This window comes from Halobacillus sp. ABR2_026 (assembly GCF_056158545.1).
The window spans coordinates 74,043-91,086 of sequence record NZ_JBSWTM010000001.1 but is presented as its reverse complement, the minus strand read 5'-3'; the positions used below and the strand labels follow the sequence as shown (position 1 = coordinate 91,086).

Sequence of the window (17,044 nt, the reverse complement as noted above, 5' to 3'; positions counted from 1 at the left end):
ATCCAGGTTTCCCTAAGCTTAGAACACGAGCAACAGCAGTGTTTCTATCTTAATCGTCTAAGTTCAAATTCTCGGATTCTTTGGTTTGCTCTTCTTCGATATCACGCATTTCGATCTCTTGCTCATCACCAGACAGGATTTTCACATCCATACCCAGACTCTGAAGCTCCTTGATCAATACCTTGAATGATTCAGGAACGCCTGGTTCAGGAACGTTATCTCCTTTAACAATCGCCTCGTACGTTTTCACACGTCCGACGACATCATCTGATTTAACTGTAAGGATTTCTTGAAGCGTATAAGCAGCGCCGTATGCTTCAAGAGCCCATACCTCCATCTCACCGAAACGCTGTCCACCGAACTGTGCTTTACCACCCAGCGGCTGTTGCGTTACAAGGGAGTATGGTCCCGTAGAACGAGCGTGAAGCTTGTCATCTACCATGTGAGCAAGTTTGATCATATACATGACACCAACAGACACACGGTTATCGAAAGGATCACCTGTACGACCATCGTAAAGGATCGTTTTCGCATCACGAGCCATGCCTGCTTCCTGAAGTGTTTCCCAAACGTCTTCCTCGCGAGCACCGTCGAATACTGGAGTAGCGATTCTTTCGCCCATCAAACGAGCAGCCATACCCATGTGCAACTCCAATACCTGTCCGATGTTCATACGCGATGGAACACCAAGCGGGTTCAACATAATATCGACTGGTGTACCATCCGGAAGGAAAGGCATATCTTCTTCTGGAAGAATCTTAGAAATAACACCTTTGTTCCCGTGACGTCCAGCCATCTTATCCCCTTCAGAAATCTTACGTTTCTGAACGATATAAACGCGGATCAACTGGTTCACACCTGGAGGAAGTTCGTCACCATCTTCACGATTGAAGATCTTGACATCAAGGACAATTCCGCCTGCACCGTGCGGCACACGCAAGGAAGTGTCACGGACTTCGCGGGCTTTTTCACCGAAGATCGCATGAAGAAGGCGTTCTTCTGCAGATAGTTCTGTCACACCTTTTGGCGTAACTTTACCAACGAGCAGGTCTCCATCACTTACTTCAGCACCTACGCGAATAATTCCACGATCGTCCAAGTCGCGAAGAGCATCTTCACCAACATTAGGAATGTCGCGGGTGATTTCTTCCGGTCCAAGTTTCGTGTCACGTGCTTCAGATTCATATTCTTCAATATGAATGGACGTATACACATCGTCTTTAACGAGACGTTCACTCATGATGATAGCGTCCTCATAGTTATATCCATCCCATGTCATGAAGGCGACAAGCGGGTTTTGACCCAGGGCCAGTTCACCCATGTCCATGGAAGGTCCATCGGCAAGAATTTCCCCTTGCTTCACGCGATCGCCTTTAGAAACGATCGGGCGCTGGTTGTAGCAGCTTCCCTGGTTGGAGCGGATGAATTTCTGCAGACGGTAACGATCAAGGTCTCCCTCAACCTCTTTACCATCCACTTCAGAAATGCGGCGCACGCGCACTTCTTTCGCTTCTACACGCTCAACGACTCCTTCGTGTCTACAGATAACCGCAGCACCAGAGTCTTTACCAGACACATACTCCATACCTGTACCGACAAGCGGTGCATCAGGTTTGAGCAATGGTACTGCTTGACGCTGCATGTTCGCACCCATCAAGGAACGGTTGGAGTCATCGTTCTCTAGGAAAGGAATACATGCGGTCGCTGCAGATACAACCTGCTTCGGTGAAACGTCCATGTAGTCGATACGGTCACGACTAACAACGGTGTTCTCACCACGGAAACGAGCGATAACTTCTTCATCCGTGAAGGCTCCGTCATCTTCCAATTTAGCGTTCGCCTGTGCAACTACATAGTTATCCTCTTCATCTGCGGTCAGATAGTCGATCTGAGCTGTTACTTTGTTCGTGTCAGGATCAACACGACGGTAAGGGGTTTCGATGAAACCAAACTCATTCACTTTCGCATAAGAAGAAAGGGAGTTGATCAAACCGATGTTCGGGCCTTCCGGCGTTTCGATTGGACACATACGACCGTAGTGGGAGTAGTGTACGTCACGAACTTCGAAACCTGCGCGCTCACGAGTCAAACCACCAGGCCCTAATGCAGAAAGACGACGTTTGTGCGTCAATTCAGCCAGTGGGTTCGTCTGGTCCATGAACTGAGAAAGCTGTGAGCTTCCGAAGAATTCTTTGATCGATGCAATAACCGGGCGGATATTGATCAATTGCTGCGGTGTAATGGAGGATGTGTCTTGAATCGACATACGCTCACGAACCACACGCTCCATACGGGATAGACCGATACGGAATTGGTTCTGAAGAAGTTCACCTACAGAACGCAGACGGCGGTTACCGAGGTGGTCGATATCGTCCGTTCCACCTACATCATGCAGCAAGTTAAAGAAATAGCTGATGGAAGAAAGGATATCCGCAGGTGTAATGTTCTTCACGTCACGGTCAATGTTGGCATTACCGATAACGTTAATGGAACGTTCACCTTCAGGATCGGTTGGGTCAACGATCTTGACTGACTGAACCTGAATAGGATCTTCAAGGACACCATCTGCCGGGTCCAACGTTTCTTCACTCAAAGTACCTTCTTCATCATCAAAGTGAGGGATCAGCTTATTCAATAGGCGACGATCAATCTTGTCCCCTTTTTCAGCGATCACTTCGCCTGTTTCTTCGTCTACCAGCGTTTCTGCCAATGTCTGGTTGAACAAACGATCTTTGATGTGAAGTTTTTTATTCATTTTATAACGACCGACACGAGCTAGGTCATAGCGTTTCGGATCGAAGAAACGGGAAACAAGCAGGCTTTTTGCATTTTCTACTGTCGGCGGCTCACCAGGGCGTAGACGCTCGTAGATTTCAAGCAGTGCTTTCTCTGTGTTTTCCGTATTGTCTTTTTCCAACGTATTCTTCAAGTATTCGTTATCACCAATAAGATCAATGATCTCCTGGTCGGTTCCGAATCCTAAAGCACGTAATAGCACGGTGATCGGCAACTTACGAGTACGGTCGATGCGGACATGTACAACATCTTTTGCATCTGTTTCGAACTCAAGCCACGCTCCGCGGTTCGGGATGACGGTAGCTGTGTAACCTCTCTTACCATTCTTATCAATCTTCTTGTTAAAGTACACGCTAGGAGAACGAACAAGCTGGGAAACGATAACACGTTCGGCACCGTTAATTACAAAGGTACCTGTGTCTGTCATAAGTGGGAAGTCTCCCATGAATACTTCCTGCTCTTTCACTTCTCCCGTCTCATTATTTAAGAGACGTACTTTCACACGAAGTGGTGCGTTATATGTTACATCGCGATCCTTTGACTCATCGACTGGATACTTTGGTTCGCCAAGGCTGTAATCCACGAATTCCAATGATAAATTACCTGTGAAATCTTCGATTGGGGAAATATCCTGAAACATTTCCTTCAAACCTTCTTCTAAGAACCAATCATAGGAAGCGGTTTGAATTTCAATCAAGTTCGGTAACTCTAATACCTCACTGATGCGTGCATAACTTCTGCGCTGGCGGTGTCGTCCATACTGAACTAGTTGACCTGTCAACTGATTCACCCCTCAAATCAAGCATTTTAATAACGAAAAAAGGGTCCGGCAAGACATGCCGAACAGGCTTGCGGTTGATCTTGCCACAAGCACTATTTAAACATTCGTCGTTTAACGAATGGTGATTCTTCATTTCTCTCTAACGTTAGACAAAAAAGAAAAAGGCTTTTCATACATAAAAACCTCATTTACTTTCGGTGTTCGATTTTACCATTCTGACCATCTATCAATTTTTTATTCAACTTTATAAAAAAAGACTTGACAGACTTCGAATATATTGGCATTTTTCAATACTAGCACAAGTAGTAGGGCTAGTCAAACTTTTTAGCCTTCAGGATATAATACCCCTTCTGCTTTACAACGACCTCAACATTCCCAAACAATTCTTCGAGTTTTGCTTTTGCCGATGGCGCCCCTTGTTTCTTTTGAATAACGACCCATAATTCCCCTTCGTCAAGGAGTGCATGCTTCGCTTCTTCAAACATTAAATGGACGACTTGTTTCCCGGCGCGGATGGCGGGTTGGTAAGAATGGCTGCAAATTCGCGATCTTTGATTCCTTGTAAACGATCACTTTCTTGTATCGTCACATTCGACACAGCATTACTCACAGCATTTCTCTCCGCAAGACCCAATGCGCGCTCATTGACATCAACCATGACTACATGGCGATTTACAAACATCTTCGCCAATGACAAGCCTACCGGTCCATAACCGCAACCTAAATCAAGGAAGTCCCCTTTGATGCCCGGCTCTTGAAAGGTATCAATCATAAGACGGGAACCGAAATCTACTTCCTTCTTAGAAAAAACGGCATTGTCCGTGGTGAATGTGAACATATGTCCAAGCAATTCGAAATCCCACGTCTTTTCATCACTGCTTGTCGTTGTTTTTTTAGAGTAATAATGTTCCGACATAATCCGAACACCTTCTTTTTCATCTATTGAATAGCAAGGGTTAGAGCTTGCAGAGCTGTATGCGTTCTTCAATAACTGCAAACAAGAAACCTTTTTGCCTATTAAGAAAAAGAAAGCCCGCCGATAAATCAGCGAGCTTTACTTTAAACATTCTCTTACTTAACTTCGACAGTTGCGCCTGCTTCTTCAAGCTGAGACTTGATCTCTTCAGCTTCTTCTTTAGAAACAGCTTCTTTGATTTTTGCTGGAGCGCCATCAACCATTTCTTTCGCGTCTTTAAGACCAGCACCTGTGATTTCACGTACTGCTTTAACTACTTTGATCTTAGAAGATCCAGCAGATTCTAGTACTACGTCGAATTCAGTTTGCTCTTCAGCAGCTTCGCCACCTGCAGCAGGGCCACCGACAGCTACTGGAGCTGCAGCAGATACACCAAATTCTTCTTCAATTGCTTTAACTAGGTCGTTAAGCTCAAGAACAGACATTTCTTTAATCGCTTCGATAATTTGTTCGTTAGACATGAGAAATTTCCTCCTTAGTTTTTGTTGTTATAGTTTAAACGAACGCTAACTTACGCGCTTTCTTCTTCTTTTTGATCCGCGATCGCCTGCGTTGCATATGCGAAGTTGCGGATAGGCGCTTGTAGTACGCTTAGGAACATAGATACAAGACCTTCGTAGTTTGGAAGGTTTGCAAGTTCTTGAAGTTGCTCAAGAGTTGCTACCTGACCTTCTACTACTCCACCTTTGATCTCAAGGTTTTCGTGATCTTTAGCGAAGTTGTTCAATACTTTAGCCGCAACGACTGCGTCTTCCTCATGGAAAGCGACAGCTGTTGGTCCTTGTAGGACTTCGTTAAGATCAGATAGTTCCACTTCATCAGCAGCACGACGGACCATTGTGTTTTTGTACACTTTGAAATCGACGCCTGCTTCACGAAGCTGAGAACGAAGTTCTGTAACTTCTGCTACATCAAGTCCGCGGTAATCTACAACGACTGCAGATTTACTGTTGCGGAACTTCTCAGCCAAGTCAGATACAACCTGTTTCTTCTGTTCGATAACACTGCTCATTGTTCCACCTCCTATTGACTTTTCATCATACCGTTCGAAGGTTTTACTCATAAAGAACACCTCCATGTAGACATGGAGGTGTTTCATAGAACAGGGCAGATTGCGCTGCTCTATTTATATCACACACCTCGGCAGGTTTTTAAGCGGAAGTCCGCACCTGCTGTCTACGGTATAACGTATTCATTTATACAACGCTACCTAGTATATAAGATAGATAACGGAAAGTCAACACTTTTTATTACTTCGTGTAACTAGAAACGTCTACTTTGATTCCAGGTCCCATCGTGGATGAAACAGCAGCGTTACGCATATAAGTTCCCTTAGATGCTTGTGGCTTCGCTTTAACAAGTGTATCAGTGATTGCTGCGAAGTTTTCAGCCAGCTTTTCCTCATCGAAAGATGCTTTTCCGATTGGAACGTGGATGTTAGCCGCTTTATCAACGCGGTATTCTACTTTACCAGCTTTGATTTCGTTAACAGCTTTTTCTACTTCGAATGTCACTGTACCTGTTTTAGGGTTCGGCATAAGACCTTTTGGTCCTAGTACACGACCAAGCTTACCAACTTCAGCCATCATGTCAGGTGTGGCTACTACAACATCAAACTCGAACCAACCTTGGTTGATTTTGTTGATTAGGTCTTGCTCACCTACGTAGTCAGCTCCTGCTGCTTCTGCTTCTTTCGCTTTATCACCTTTAGCGAAAACAAGCACACGCTGAGATTTACCTGTACCGTGTGGAAGCACCATTGCGCCACGGATCTGTTGGTCCGCTTTCTTAGGGTCTACACCCAGACGGAATGCTGCTTCGACAGTTTCGTCAAAGTTCGCTTTTGCAGTTTCTTTTACAAGCTTGATGGCTTCCTGCACATCATAAGCTTTCGTACGATCAACAAGCTTCGCTAGCTCTTGTTGTTTTTTCGTTTTCTTAGCCATTATTAATTTCCTCCTCGTTGTGGTTTTAACGGATTTTCCTCCCACGAATAAAGGTTGCGAAAGAGTCACAAGCTCCATTTCCGCAACCTTCTCCTATCTCCAAATGACGCTGTGGGATTAATCTTCGATTGTGATTCCCATACTGCGCGCTGTACCTTCAACCATGCGCATTGCAGCTTCAACGTCAGCAGCGTTCAAATCAGGCATTTTAGTTTCTGCGATTTCGCGTACTTGGTCGCGTTTAACAGAAGCTACTTTGTTACGGTTCGGCTCACCGGAACCTGATTCAACTCCTGCCGCTTTCTTAAGAAGAACAGCAGCTGGTGGAGTTTTCGTAACGAATGTAAAGGAACGGTCCTCATAAACCGTGATTTCTACTGGAATGATCGTACCAGCTTGTTCCTGTGTACGAGCGTTGAATTCCTTACAGAATCCCATGATGTTAATACCTGCCTGACCTAGTGCTGGTCCAACCGGCGGTGCTGGGTTCGCTTTACCTGCAGGAATCTGAAGCTTTACAACATTAATAACTTTTTTAGCCACGAGACACACCTCCTTAAAGTCCGTGATGTGGTAATAGGGTTCAACCCCTCCCACTCATTGCGTATCTACGCAATCGCCCTCGTGGGGGCGCATATAGAACATAAAAATTCTAGCATCTTTATCTCTAATATGCAAGGGGAGAGATGAATTTTATAATTTTTCTATTTGAGTAAAGTCTAACTCTACCGGCGTCTCACGCCCGAACATATTCACGTGGACTTTCACTTTCTGCTTGTCCGTATCAATATATTCAATGGATCCTGTGAAGTTTGCGAAAGGTCCGTCTGTTACTTTAACACTTTCCTTCACCTCGAAGTCAACCTCTGCTTTCGGCTGCTCGTTCATACCCATACGCTTAAGCACGGTTTCGACTTCTTCCGGAAGTAAAGGAATCGGTTTAGAGCCCGAACCTGTAGAACCTACGAAGCCGGTCACTCCCGGCGTGTTCCTCACTACGTACCAGGAATCATCCGTCATGACCATTTCAGCGAGGACATAGCCTGGGAAGACTTTTTTCTTCGCCACTTTCCTCTTGCCGTTCTTAATTTCTGTTTCTTCGTCCTCGGGAACAAGGACACGGAAGATCTTATCTTCCATTCCCATTGATTCTACGCGTTTCTCAAGGTTTGTTTTAACTTTGTTCTCATAACCTGAGTACGTGTGCACTACATACCATCTTTTTTCCATATTCGCAGGACAAGTGCTTGCCCTTCCCTCCCTTATACTAGAGTTGATGAATATTACTCCAACATGAAAAAACCCGCAGAACGGGTTTTTGTAAGTCTATCTCCTATTATAGCATAAAATCCACTCTACTATTCTTGAGCAATGAGTTCAAGGACCTGGGATATCCCAAGATCTACAATAGCGAAGAATACAGCTACGAATGCGACAGTTAATAGAACGGTGATCGTATACTTCGATAGTTCCTGACCTTTTGGCCAGCTCACCTTCTTCATCTCTCGCGCTACATTCTTGAAGAACTTAAACATGCTGTAATACCCCCAAACTTGCGCCAACTGGCTTCCTTCTCTATTTTGTCTCGCGATGTAAAGTATGCGCTCCGCATTTTTTACAAAACTTGCGGACTTCAAGACGTTCGGATTGGTTGGATCGATTTATATATGAACTATAATTCCGACTTAAACATTCTGTACAAGCTAATATGACTTTTTTCCTCAATATCCGTCACCTCAATCTAGAGAGGTTTACACATACTCACTAAATGTAGCACTCTTACCGATGCCTGTCAATCCGGCATTTATAGAGTGATTTCATTGATTTCCAAGTATTTTTCAAGCTTTCTCTTCACGCGTTGTAAAGCGTTATCAATAGATTTCACGTGTCGATCGAGCTCGACCGATATCTCCTGATAGGAACGTCCGTCCAAGTAGAGGGTCAGCACTTTTTTCTCTAAATCACTTAACAGTTCCGACATCTTCTCTTCCATGTCCGAGAACTTCTCTTTATTAACAATCAATTCTTGCGGGTCGATCGCTTTCGAACCAGCAATGACATCGAGTAATGTCCGGTCTGATTCTTCATCATAAATAGGCTTGTCCAATGATACGTAGGAATTCAACGGGATATGCTTCTGTCTTGTGGCGGTTTTGATCGCGGTAATAATTTGACGGGTGACACATAATTCTGCAAAAGCTTTGAACGAGGATAACTTACCCTCTCTATAATCTCGGATGGCTTTATAAAGACCGATCATCCCTTCCTGGACGATATCTTCCCGGTCTGCGCCAATAAGAAAGTAAGTCCGAGCTTTCGCGCGCACGAAATTCTTGTACTTATTAATCAAGTAATCAAGCGCCTGGACCTGTCCTTGATTAATCCGTTCAACGACTTCTTCGTCTTCAAGCTTACTAAGATCCAAATCGTTGGTGCTTTTCTCCGTTTGTAAGATGCTCACACAGGATCCCTCCGACCGTGCTACCTCAATATAGCAATATTATACAGTACGATTCTGAAAAGCGTCAACAAGTTGTCAGAATTATTTATCTCCTCGCCGCCATTTCTCAAAGAGTTCCCTCACCTCTTTATTAATTGGAATCTTTGATTGATAAGAATACTGGTTCTGGCTTTCGACATCTTTCTCGATTTGGTTTTCAATGTTTTTCACTTCAATATACAGCTCTCTGGCGGATTTTCGAAAGGCCCCTTGCCCGAAAATCGTTCGTTGTTCGGCATAATCCGATGTCGCTACATACACTTGAGTACGTACATCATTCAAGGTTCCAGCTAATTTTTCAATCCGTTCATCAGCGGTTTCATTTTCTTTTGTAAAAATAACTTCAACTTTGTAATTTTTATGTTTTTTTTCGAGCCCACGGACATGATACGCATCAAAAACAACCATAATCCGGTCCCCGGTATAAGACTGATACTCTGCCAACATTTCAATGAGAAATTCCGGGCCTGCCCGAGATCTTTCTCTTTGAGTTTCTTCAATTCCGGCCAGGCCCCGATCATATTATAACCATCAACGATTAAGACGTTCATCCATTACTCCCCTAACGGATGGCGCTTCCTGTAGACTTCGTACATCAACAGGGAAGCAGCCACGGACGCATTCAACGAAGTCACTTCTCCAGCCATCGGGAGACTGACCGTCCAATCACATTTATCTTTCGTAAGGCGGCTCATTCCCCGACCTTCACTACCAATAACAAGAGCGATCGGCATTTTTCCATCAAGCTTCCGGTAGTCTTCCGTACCAACTGCATCGGTTCCGACTACCCACACAAACCGTTCTTTCAATTCATCAATCGTCCGGGCAAGGTTAGTCACCCGCGCCACAGGGATATACTCGATGGCCCCTGTTGAAGTTTTGGCTACCGTGGCGGTTAGAGAAACAGAGCGCCTCTTCGGTATAATAACTCCGTGGGCCCCCGCAGCATCCGCTGTTCGCAGAATAGATCCAAGATTGTGCGGATCTTCAATTTCGTCGCAAATAATAAAAAATGGAGGCTCGTCCTTTTCTTCTGCTTTAGCAAATAAATCTTCTAAATCACTATATTCATACGCAGCGACCGATGCAATGACCCCCTGATGATTTCCATCAACGAGCTGATCGATTTTCTTCTTCGGAACTTTTTGTACGAGAAGTCCCTGTTCTTTGGCAAGCTGCTCAAGTTTCTTGTAAGCCTGGTGCTGCAGTTGGTCGGACACCATCACTTTATTGATCGGCCTCCCTGCCCTGATTGCTTCCTGAACAGGATTCTTTCCTATGATCCACTCTCCATTCATCATGCTCCACTCCTTTCTTCTACTGTTTTGATGGCATGTTCAATCAACCTTTCCAGCCGCTCGGTTTGTCCCGATAAATACAAGAAGCCAAGCACGGCTTCAAACGCTGTAGAGTAGCGATAGGTTTGAACATTGGTGTTCTTGGGGACAGAACCGGACTTGGCGTTCCTCCCTCTCCTGAGTACCGCTTCCTCTTCTTCTGTCAACAAACCTTCTTCCTGCCACCTGTTAACTACGAACGCCTGAGAGACGGCCGACACGAACTGAATAGCTGCCTGGTGAAGATGCTGAGGCTTCACTTCCCCTTTTTCCAGGAGGTGCTGTCTCACGTATAATTCATATACAGAATCACCCATATAGGCAAGGGCGAGACTTTTCATCTGCTTCACATTAGCCATCGACATTGTTCTAACCCCGCTTCCATCTTGTACCCTGGGAAGTATCCTCAAGAATGATGTTGCGCTCTTTCAGCTCATCACGAATTTGGTCAGCACGTTCAAAGTTACGGTCTTTTCTTGCCTGCTTCCGTTCTTCAATCAGGGCATCAACTTCCTCATCCAGCAATTCCACCTGCACCTTCAGCTGAATGCCAAGGACAGCAGTCAATTCCTCAAACAATTCCTCAAAAGCGCTCAATACTTTTTCGTGAGTCTGATCTTCCTGTAGATATAAGTTCGCTGTTTTCGTTAAATCAAACAGTACAGAAATAGCGTTAGCCGTGTTAAAATCATCATCCATTTCTTTAATGAATTGATTTTTGAAGCTTTCTAATCGGTCGAACCAATCGCTTACGTCTGTTTCCAGGCTCATCGCGGACTCTTTCCGATGCTGGATATTTTCATAAGCATTCTTAATCCGGTCAAAGCTGCTTTTTGCACCTTTTAATAGTTCATCACTGAAGTTGATGGGATGACGATACTGTACGCTCAACATGAAAAACCTGATTACCTGGGGATCGTGTTTTTTCACTAAGTCATGAGCAAGGATGAAGTTTCCAAGTGATTTGGACATTTTTTCATTTTCGATATTAATATAGCCATTGTGCATCCAGTAATTAGCAAAAGACTCTCCGTTATGACATTCAGACTGGGCGATCTCATTTTCATGGTGCGGGAATGTTAAATCCTGACCACCAGCGTGGATATCAATCGTTTCACCGAGGTACTTCTTCGCCATGGCTGAACATTCGATATGCCAGCCCGGACGGCCGCTTCCCCACGGGCTATCCCAAGTAATCTCACCTTCTTTAGCATCTTTCCAAAGAGTGAAATCGAGCGGGTCTTCTTTTTTATCCCCAACCTCAATTCTGGAACCCGACTGAAGTTCATCAATGGACTGGTGAGAAAGCTTGCCATATTGATCGAAAGAGCGGGTGCGGAAGTACACATCTCCCTTAGCTTCATAGGCATGCCCTTTATCAATCAACCCTTGAATGAACTGGATGATTTCATCCATGTTTTCGGTAACACGGGGGTGATCTACCGCTTCCTTAACACCAAGCGCGCCCACATCTTCTTTGTAAGCGGTGATGAAGCGGTTGGCTATATCTGTAACCCCTTCACCCATCTCATTCGCTGCTTTGATCAGTTTGTCATCGACATCCGTGAAGTTGAGAACATAATGCACATCATATCCTCTATATTCAAAATATCTCCTCACCGTATCGAAAACGATGGCAGGTCTTGCATTCCCAATATGGATATAGTTGTATACCGTCGGCCCGCACACGTACATTTTCACTTTTCCTTCTTCCAGCGGTTGGAACGGTTCTTTTTTTCTGGTCAGTGTGTTGTATATATTAATCGCCATGTTGCTTCACTCCTTTTTCTTCGTTCAATTGTCTGCGTAGATCCGCCATTTCTTTCTCCATCTCATCCAGCCGATCATAAACAGGGTCGGGAAGTTTATGATGGTCCAGATTTTTCTGGACTTTCTTGCCGTCTTGAATCACGACGTGGCCAGGTATTCCTACAACGGTCGAATTGTTCGGGACATCGTGAAGGACTACGGACCCGGCTCCCACTTTCGAATGTTCACCGATTGTGATTGAACCAAGCACTTTAGCCCCAGTGGCAACTAGAGAGTTATCCAGCAGAGTCGGATGCCTCTTTCCTTTTTCCTTCCCTGTCCCTCCTAGTGTCACTCCTTGGAAAATCGTCACATTATCTCCGATTTCACACGTTTCCCCAATGACGACCCCCATGCCATGGTCGATGAAAAAGCGTCGGCCGATCTTAGCTCCAGGGTGGATTTCTATGCCTGTCAAGAATCGGCTCCATTGAGAAATGAGCCGGGCGAGGAAGAAGAACTTCCGCTTGTGACAAGCATGGGCCACCCGGTGAGCCCATATCGCGTGCAACCCTGAATACGTCAGAATCACCTCTATATATGAACGAGCAGCAGGATCTTGGTCGAACACCACATCGACATCTTCTTTGAACATTTTGAACAGCCCCATACTTGCTCCCCTCCTTGTAATGAAAGCTTCCCCCTGACATAAAAAACGCGCCCCTGTGCCAATGGCACAGAGACGCGTTCAGCGTGGTTCCACTCTGCTTGGGATCAGCTATTTAGATTCTCCCCGCTTCGCCCTTGATAACGGAAGGTACCCGCTCCGGCATACTTCTTCGTTCAGCCAAAGACTCCGAGGTGCATTTCAAAGGTTCCTCTTCGAATCACTTCCAGCCATGGTGATTCTCTCTGGGGAAGAGTTATGCCTTTTACTTCTCCTCATCAACGTTTCGTATAGGTATCTCTACTATATGATATTCTTTCCCGCTTGTGAACGAATTAAGCTTGCAACTTGCTTAATACATCATTCAAACGGACGGTCACTGTCTCGATGCCCAGCAGGTGTATGGCATTCGGAAGTTCTGGTCCATGTGTTTGACCTGTAGTCGCTACACGTACAGGCATAAACAATTTCTTCCCTTTATGGCCTGTCTCTTTTTGTACCGCTTTGATTTGCTTTTTAATGTTTTCAGGTGTGAACTCGTCCAATTCATGAAGGTTTTTCTTGAACGTTTCCAGCACTTCCGGTACCTGCTCTCCTTCAAGGACTTCCATAGCCGCTTCATCATACTGGATTTCCTGTTTGAAGAACAATTCCGTCAACTCTACAATTTCTGCCCCGTAGCTTAATTGTTCCTGATACAGGCTGATCAACTCACGCGCCCACTGGCGATCATTCTCACTCATCTCAGAAGAAAGACGTCCGGCTTCGATGAGGTGTGGAAGGGCAAGATCAACGACCCGGTCCAGCTCAGAAGCTTTAATATACTGGTTGTTCATCCACTTTAACTTCGCAGGGTCAAAGACGGCTGGAGACGTTGACAGTCTGTCTGCATCAAAGATATCGATAAGTTGATCCTGTGTGAAGATTTCTTCTTCGCCAACAGGGGACCACCCTAGTAGAGTAATGAAATTGAATAGAGCTTCCGGCAAGTAACCGAGGTTCTTGTACTGTTCAATGAACTGAAGAATATGCTCATCACGTTTGCTCAATTTTTTACGCTCTTCATTAAGAATCAACGTCATATGACCAAATTTTGGTGGTTCCCATCCAAACGCTTCATACACCATCATTTGCTTCGGTGTATTGGAGATATGCTCTTCTCCACGAAGGACGTGAGTGATCTTCATCAGATAGTCATCAATAGCTACCGCGAAATTGTACGTAGGCGTGCCATTTTTCTTAACGATGACCCAGTCTCCGAAATCACTGGATTCAAACGTGATATCATCACGGACGATATCGTTGAATGTGTACGTATGATTCTCAGGCACCCGGATACGAATACTCGGTTCGCGCCCTTCCGCTTCAAAGGCTGTGATTTGTTCTTCTGAAAGGTCACGGTGAGCACCTGAATACTTAGGAGCTTCCCCTCTTGCCATCTGCGCTTCACGCTCGGCTTCAAGCTCTTCTGCTGTCATGTAGCATTTGTATGCGAGCCCGCGTTCCATCAGTTCATCTACGTATTTTTTGTAGATGTCCAAACGCTCCATTTGACGATAGGGACCATACTCGCCACCTTTTTCCGCACTTTCTTCCCATTCAATTCCAAGCCACCTCAAATAGTCGAGCTGACTCTTTTCGCCACCCTCGACATTACGCTTTTCATCCGTATCCTCGATACGAATAATCATTTTCCCACCTGCATTTTTAGCATAAAGGTAGTTGAACAAGGCTGTCCTCGCATTCCCGATGTGAAGATGGCCCGTCGGACTTGGTGCATAACGCACCCTTACTTCGTTTGACATAATTGTTCCCCTTTCTGATTCCGGTCTATATCCTTGACTTATTTTATCATTTTTTATCTAGGAATGTTGATTATTTTGCAAAAGGACAACCGCCTGAGCAGCGACTCCTTCTTTACGTCCAGTGAAGCCAAGTTTTTCAGTAGTCGTCGCTTTGATATTAATCCTTCCTGCCTCTACCTTAAGGAGAGATGCGATGTTTTCACGGATCTTTTCAATGTAAGGCGCCATCTTAGGGGCTTGGGCGATCACTGTACAATCCATATTTCCAAGCTCATATCCGCGCTCTCTCACAATATCCCATACATGCTGCAACAGTTTACCAGAGTCTGCCCCTTTAAAGGCAGGGTCCGTATCAGGAAAATGTTTGCCGATATCTCCTTCGCCCACCGCTCCAAGACAAGCATCCGCAATGGTATGAAGCAGGACATCGGCGTCTGAATGACCCAGGAGCCCCTTTTCGTATGGGATTTCAATTCCTCCGATGATACACGGCCTTCCTTCTGTCAATTGGTGCACATCAAACCCTTGGCCGACACGAAACATAGGGCCATCCTCCACCTTTCCTTTATGTTGGTTATCGAAGTAAGAATTGGCTTTATGTAAGTCTTCGGGATTCGTCAGCTTGATATTATCATAGCTTCCTTCGACAATCGCCACTTCCTTCCCCAAACGCTCTACAAGAGATGCATCATCTGTGCCGTAGTATCTGCTTTTGTTTGCTTGTTCATGCGCCCCATAAATCAATTCAAAAGAAAAGGCCTGTGGGGTCTGAGCCGCCCATAGCGTGCTTCTATCCAATGTTTCCAAATGCTGATCTGATTTTTGTTTAATTGTATCCGTTACACGGACAGCCAATAGAGCAGCATCTTTTTCACTGGCTGTCACAGCCAATTCATGCAAGCGTTCGTGCTGTACGAATGGACGAGCCCCATCATGAATAAACACAGGAAGATCCCTGTTTCGAACAGCTTTCAACCCGGCAAAGACACTATCTTGCCGCTCTGCCCCGCCATCGACTAAGGAAACCTCTTGATGAAGCGGATATTCGTTGAGCAGGTCCTCCATCTGAGACCGCTCCCGTTCGTTGGTTACTAAGACCAGTTCATCACACCAATCATCCTCATCAAAAACAGATAGCGTATGACAAATCAACGGGCGGTCGCCGATATTCAGGAACTGCTTATTACGTCCAGCGAGCATTCTTTTCCCCTGCCCTGCTGCAAGTATAATCGCTGTATATTTTTTCATTCGTATCCATCCCACGTTCGTTAATACGTTCCTAAAACAACAAAAGCGATAACACACAGTTATCACTTTTGTCATTCTCTATTTGTTTATACCGTTTTTACAAGGCTTTTTCAAGTGATTTCGGCTTAGCAAAGATCATGCGCCCGGCAGATGTCTGCAGTACGCTCGTAACGACAACTTCAATCGTCTTGCCGATGAAGTCTTTCCCTTCTTCTACGACGATCATTGTTCCGTCATCCAGGTAAGCCACTCCCTGATTCTGTTCCTTCCCGTCCTTAATGACTTGAATAGTCATTTCTTCCCCTGGAAGAACGACAGGTTTAACAGCATTCGCAAGGTCATTAATATTCAAGACTTGAACATTTTGAAACTCACAAACTTTATTCAAGTTAAAGTCATTCGTCACGACAATTCCGTCCATGACTTTGGCAAGCTTCACTAACTTACTGTCCACTTCCTGTATCTCTTCAAAATCCCCTTCGTAAATTTCAACATTTACTGGAAGGTCCTTTTGGAGACGGTTTAATACATCCAAGCCTCGACGACCACGATTCCGCTTCAATCCATCTGAAGAATCGGCAATATGCTGAAGTTCTTCCAAAACAAACTGAGGAATGACGATCGTTCCTTCAAGGAAATGCGTGTCACAAATGTCTGCAATACGTCCATCAATGATCACACTCGTATCCAAGATCTTACGTTTAGGAACTAATGCAGGGTCTACAGTAGATTCTTCTTGAGATTCTTCCAACTTCTTCTCTTTCTTTGAAACCATATTCAAAAATTCATCTTTCCGTTTAAAACCTACCTGGAAGCCGAAATAACCTAATAAAAACGTTAAAAAGATCGGCACAACCTGGTTAACTACTTGAATCTGGATATCTTGTACAGGGATGTTGATCAAGTAAGCGATGATCAACCCGACAATAAGGCCGAGACTACCAAAAAGCAGATCCGCTACAGGGGCCCGGACAAGGGTATCTTCCACCCACCTTAAAAAATCGACAATATAATCCACAATCCAAAAAGTTAATAAAAATAATATAAGTGCTCCTAGTACGGCCCCAAGGACAGATTGCATCCAATTCTGCCAAGTCAGACCCATGGCTGTGAACAGCTCTGGAAAATAGAGGTACCCGATTGTTCCGCCGGTTATGACAATAAACAACTGTACAATACGTTTAAGCACTTGTATTCACCTCCTCAAACACAGTATGACCAAACCTGAGAACCATTAAC

The 17,044-nt window shown here is 44.9% G+C and carries 16 protein-coding genes, 2 pseudogenes and 2 other annotated features; all 18 genes and pseudogenes read right to left on the bottom strand.

Annotated features, from left to right (window positions below; translation table 11 throughout):
* Nucleotides 1-49 precede the first annotated feature (49 nt).
* A complete protein-coding gene (gene rpoB, locus ACXADE_RS00475) occupies nucleotides 50-3,577 on the bottom strand; it encodes a DNA-directed RNA polymerase subunit beta (RefSeq protein ID WP_474978591.1) in 3,528 nt (1,175 codons plus the stop codon).
* Between the two features lie 311 nt (nucleotides 3,578-3,888).
* Nucleotides 3,889-4,493, bottom strand: a pseudogene (locus ACXADE_RS00470) (class I SAM-dependent methyltransferase).
* Between the two features lie 155 nt (nucleotides 4,494-4,648).
* On the bottom strand, nucleotides 4,649-5,014 hold the full coding sequence (gene rplL, locus ACXADE_RS00465) for a 50S ribosomal protein L7/L12 (protein ID WP_474978590.1): 366 nt from the start codon (nucleotides 5,012-5,014) through the stop codon (nucleotides 4,649-4,651).
* A gap of 50 nt (nucleotides 5,015-5,064) precedes the next feature.
* Nucleotides 5,065-5,565: a 50S ribosomal protein L10 gene (gene rplJ, locus ACXADE_RS00460; protein ID WP_474982167.1), complete on the bottom strand. Its 501-nt coding sequence runs from the start codon at nucleotides 5,563-5,565 to the stop codon at nucleotides 5,065-5,067.
* 41 nt (nucleotides 5,566-5,606) lie between these two features.
* Nucleotides 5,607-5,753 (bottom strand) — a sequence feature (ribosomal protein L10 leader region).
* A 50-nt stretch (nucleotides 5,754-5,803) separates the two neighbouring features.
* The gene (gene rplA, locus ACXADE_RS00455; RefSeq protein ID WP_474978589.1) at nucleotides 5,804-6,499 is read right to left on the bottom strand and encodes a 50S ribosomal protein L1; all 696 of its coding nucleotides are present in this window, start codon (nucleotides 6,497-6,499) and stop codon (nucleotides 5,804-5,806) included.
* Between the two features lie 117 nt (nucleotides 6,500-6,616).
* Nucleotides 6,617-7,042 (bottom strand): 50S ribosomal protein L11, encoded by a 426-nt coding sequence (gene rplK, locus ACXADE_RS00450; RefSeq protein ID WP_035511717.1) that lies wholly within the window; start codon nucleotides 7,040-7,042, stop codon nucleotides 6,617-6,619.
* A gap of 150 nt (nucleotides 7,043-7,192) precedes the next feature.
* Nucleotides 7,193-7,729 (bottom strand): transcription termination/antitermination protein NusG, encoded by a 537-nt coding sequence (nusG, locus tag ACXADE_RS00445; RefSeq protein WP_089654446.1) that lies wholly within the window; start codon nucleotides 7,727-7,729, stop codon nucleotides 7,193-7,195.
* A gap of 128 nt (nucleotides 7,730-7,857) precedes the next feature.
* Entirely contained in the window at nucleotides 7,858-8,034 is a 177-nt protein-coding gene (gene secE, locus ACXADE_RS00440; protein ID WP_474978588.1) for a preprotein translocase subunit SecE, read from the bottom strand.
* A gap of 40 nt (nucleotides 8,035-8,074) precedes the next feature.
* Nucleotides 8,075-8,224: a 50S ribosomal protein L33 gene (rpmG, locus tag ACXADE_RS00435; protein WP_474978587.1), complete on the bottom strand. Its 150-nt coding sequence runs from the start codon at nucleotides 8,222-8,224 to the stop codon at nucleotides 8,075-8,077.
* Nucleotides 8,225-8,303: 79 nt separating this feature from the next.
* Complete coding sequence (gene sigH / locus ACXADE_RS00430) at nucleotides 8,304-8,960, bottom strand: RNA polymerase sporulation sigma factor SigH (protein WP_474978586.1); 657 nt, start codon at nucleotides 8,958-8,960, stop codon at nucleotides 8,304-8,306.
* Between the two features lie 81 nt (nucleotides 8,961-9,041).
* Nucleotides 9,042-9,550: pseudogene (locus ACXADE_RS00425) on the bottom strand (NYN domain-containing protein).
* A 3-nt stretch (nucleotides 9,551-9,553) separates the two neighbouring features.
* Nucleotides 9,554-10,297, bottom strand: a complete 744-nt coding sequence (gene rlmB, locus ACXADE_RS00420) for a 23S rRNA (guanosine(2251)-2'-O)-methyltransferase RlmB (RefSeq protein WP_474978585.1) — start codon at nucleotides 10,295-10,297, stop codon at nucleotides 9,554-9,556.
* On the bottom strand, nucleotides 10,297-10,701 hold the full coding sequence (locus ACXADE_RS00415; protein WP_474978584.1) for a Mini-ribonuclease 3: 405 nt from the start codon (nucleotides 10,699-10,701) through the stop codon (nucleotides 10,297-10,299). The genes rlmB and ACXADE_RS00415 overlap by 1 nt, the downstream gene beginning before the upstream one ends.
* A 4-nt stretch (nucleotides 10,702-10,705) precedes the next feature.
* A complete protein-coding gene (gene cysS / locus ACXADE_RS00410; RefSeq protein ID WP_474978583.1) occupies nucleotides 10,706-12,106 on the bottom strand; it encodes a cysteine--tRNA ligase in 1,401 nt (466 codons plus the stop codon).
* The gene (gene cysE, locus ACXADE_RS00405) at nucleotides 12,096-12,755 is read right to left on the bottom strand and encodes a serine O-acetyltransferase (RefSeq protein ID WP_474978582.1); all 660 of its coding nucleotides are present in this window, start codon (nucleotides 12,753-12,755) and stop codon (nucleotides 12,096-12,098) included. Before cysE ends, cysS begins: the two co-directional genes overlap by 11 nt.
* Before the next feature lie 65 nt (nucleotides 12,756-12,820).
* Nucleotides 12,821-13,043: a binding site (T-box leader), on the bottom strand.
* A gap of 44 nt (nucleotides 13,044-13,087) precedes the next feature.
* Complete coding sequence (gene gltX / locus ACXADE_RS00400; RefSeq protein ID WP_474978581.1) at nucleotides 13,088-14,557, bottom strand: glutamate--tRNA ligase; 1,470 nt, start codon at nucleotides 14,555-14,557, stop codon at nucleotides 13,088-13,090.
* Between the two features lie 57 nt (nucleotides 14,558-14,614).
* Nucleotides 14,615-15,805, bottom strand: coding sequence for a bifunctional 2-C-methyl-D-erythritol 4-phosphate cytidylyltransferase/2-C-methyl-D-erythritol 2,4-cyclodiphosphate synthase (locus tag ACXADE_RS00395; protein WP_474978580.1), 1,191 nt, complete (start codon nucleotides 15,803-15,805; stop codon nucleotides 14,615-14,617).
* A gap of 97 nt (nucleotides 15,806-15,902) precedes the next feature.
* Entirely contained in the window at nucleotides 15,903-16,994 is a 1,092-nt protein-coding gene (locus tag ACXADE_RS00390; RefSeq protein WP_474978579.1) for a PIN/TRAM domain-containing protein, read from the bottom strand.
* Nucleotides 16,995-17,044 lie beyond the last annotated feature (50 nt).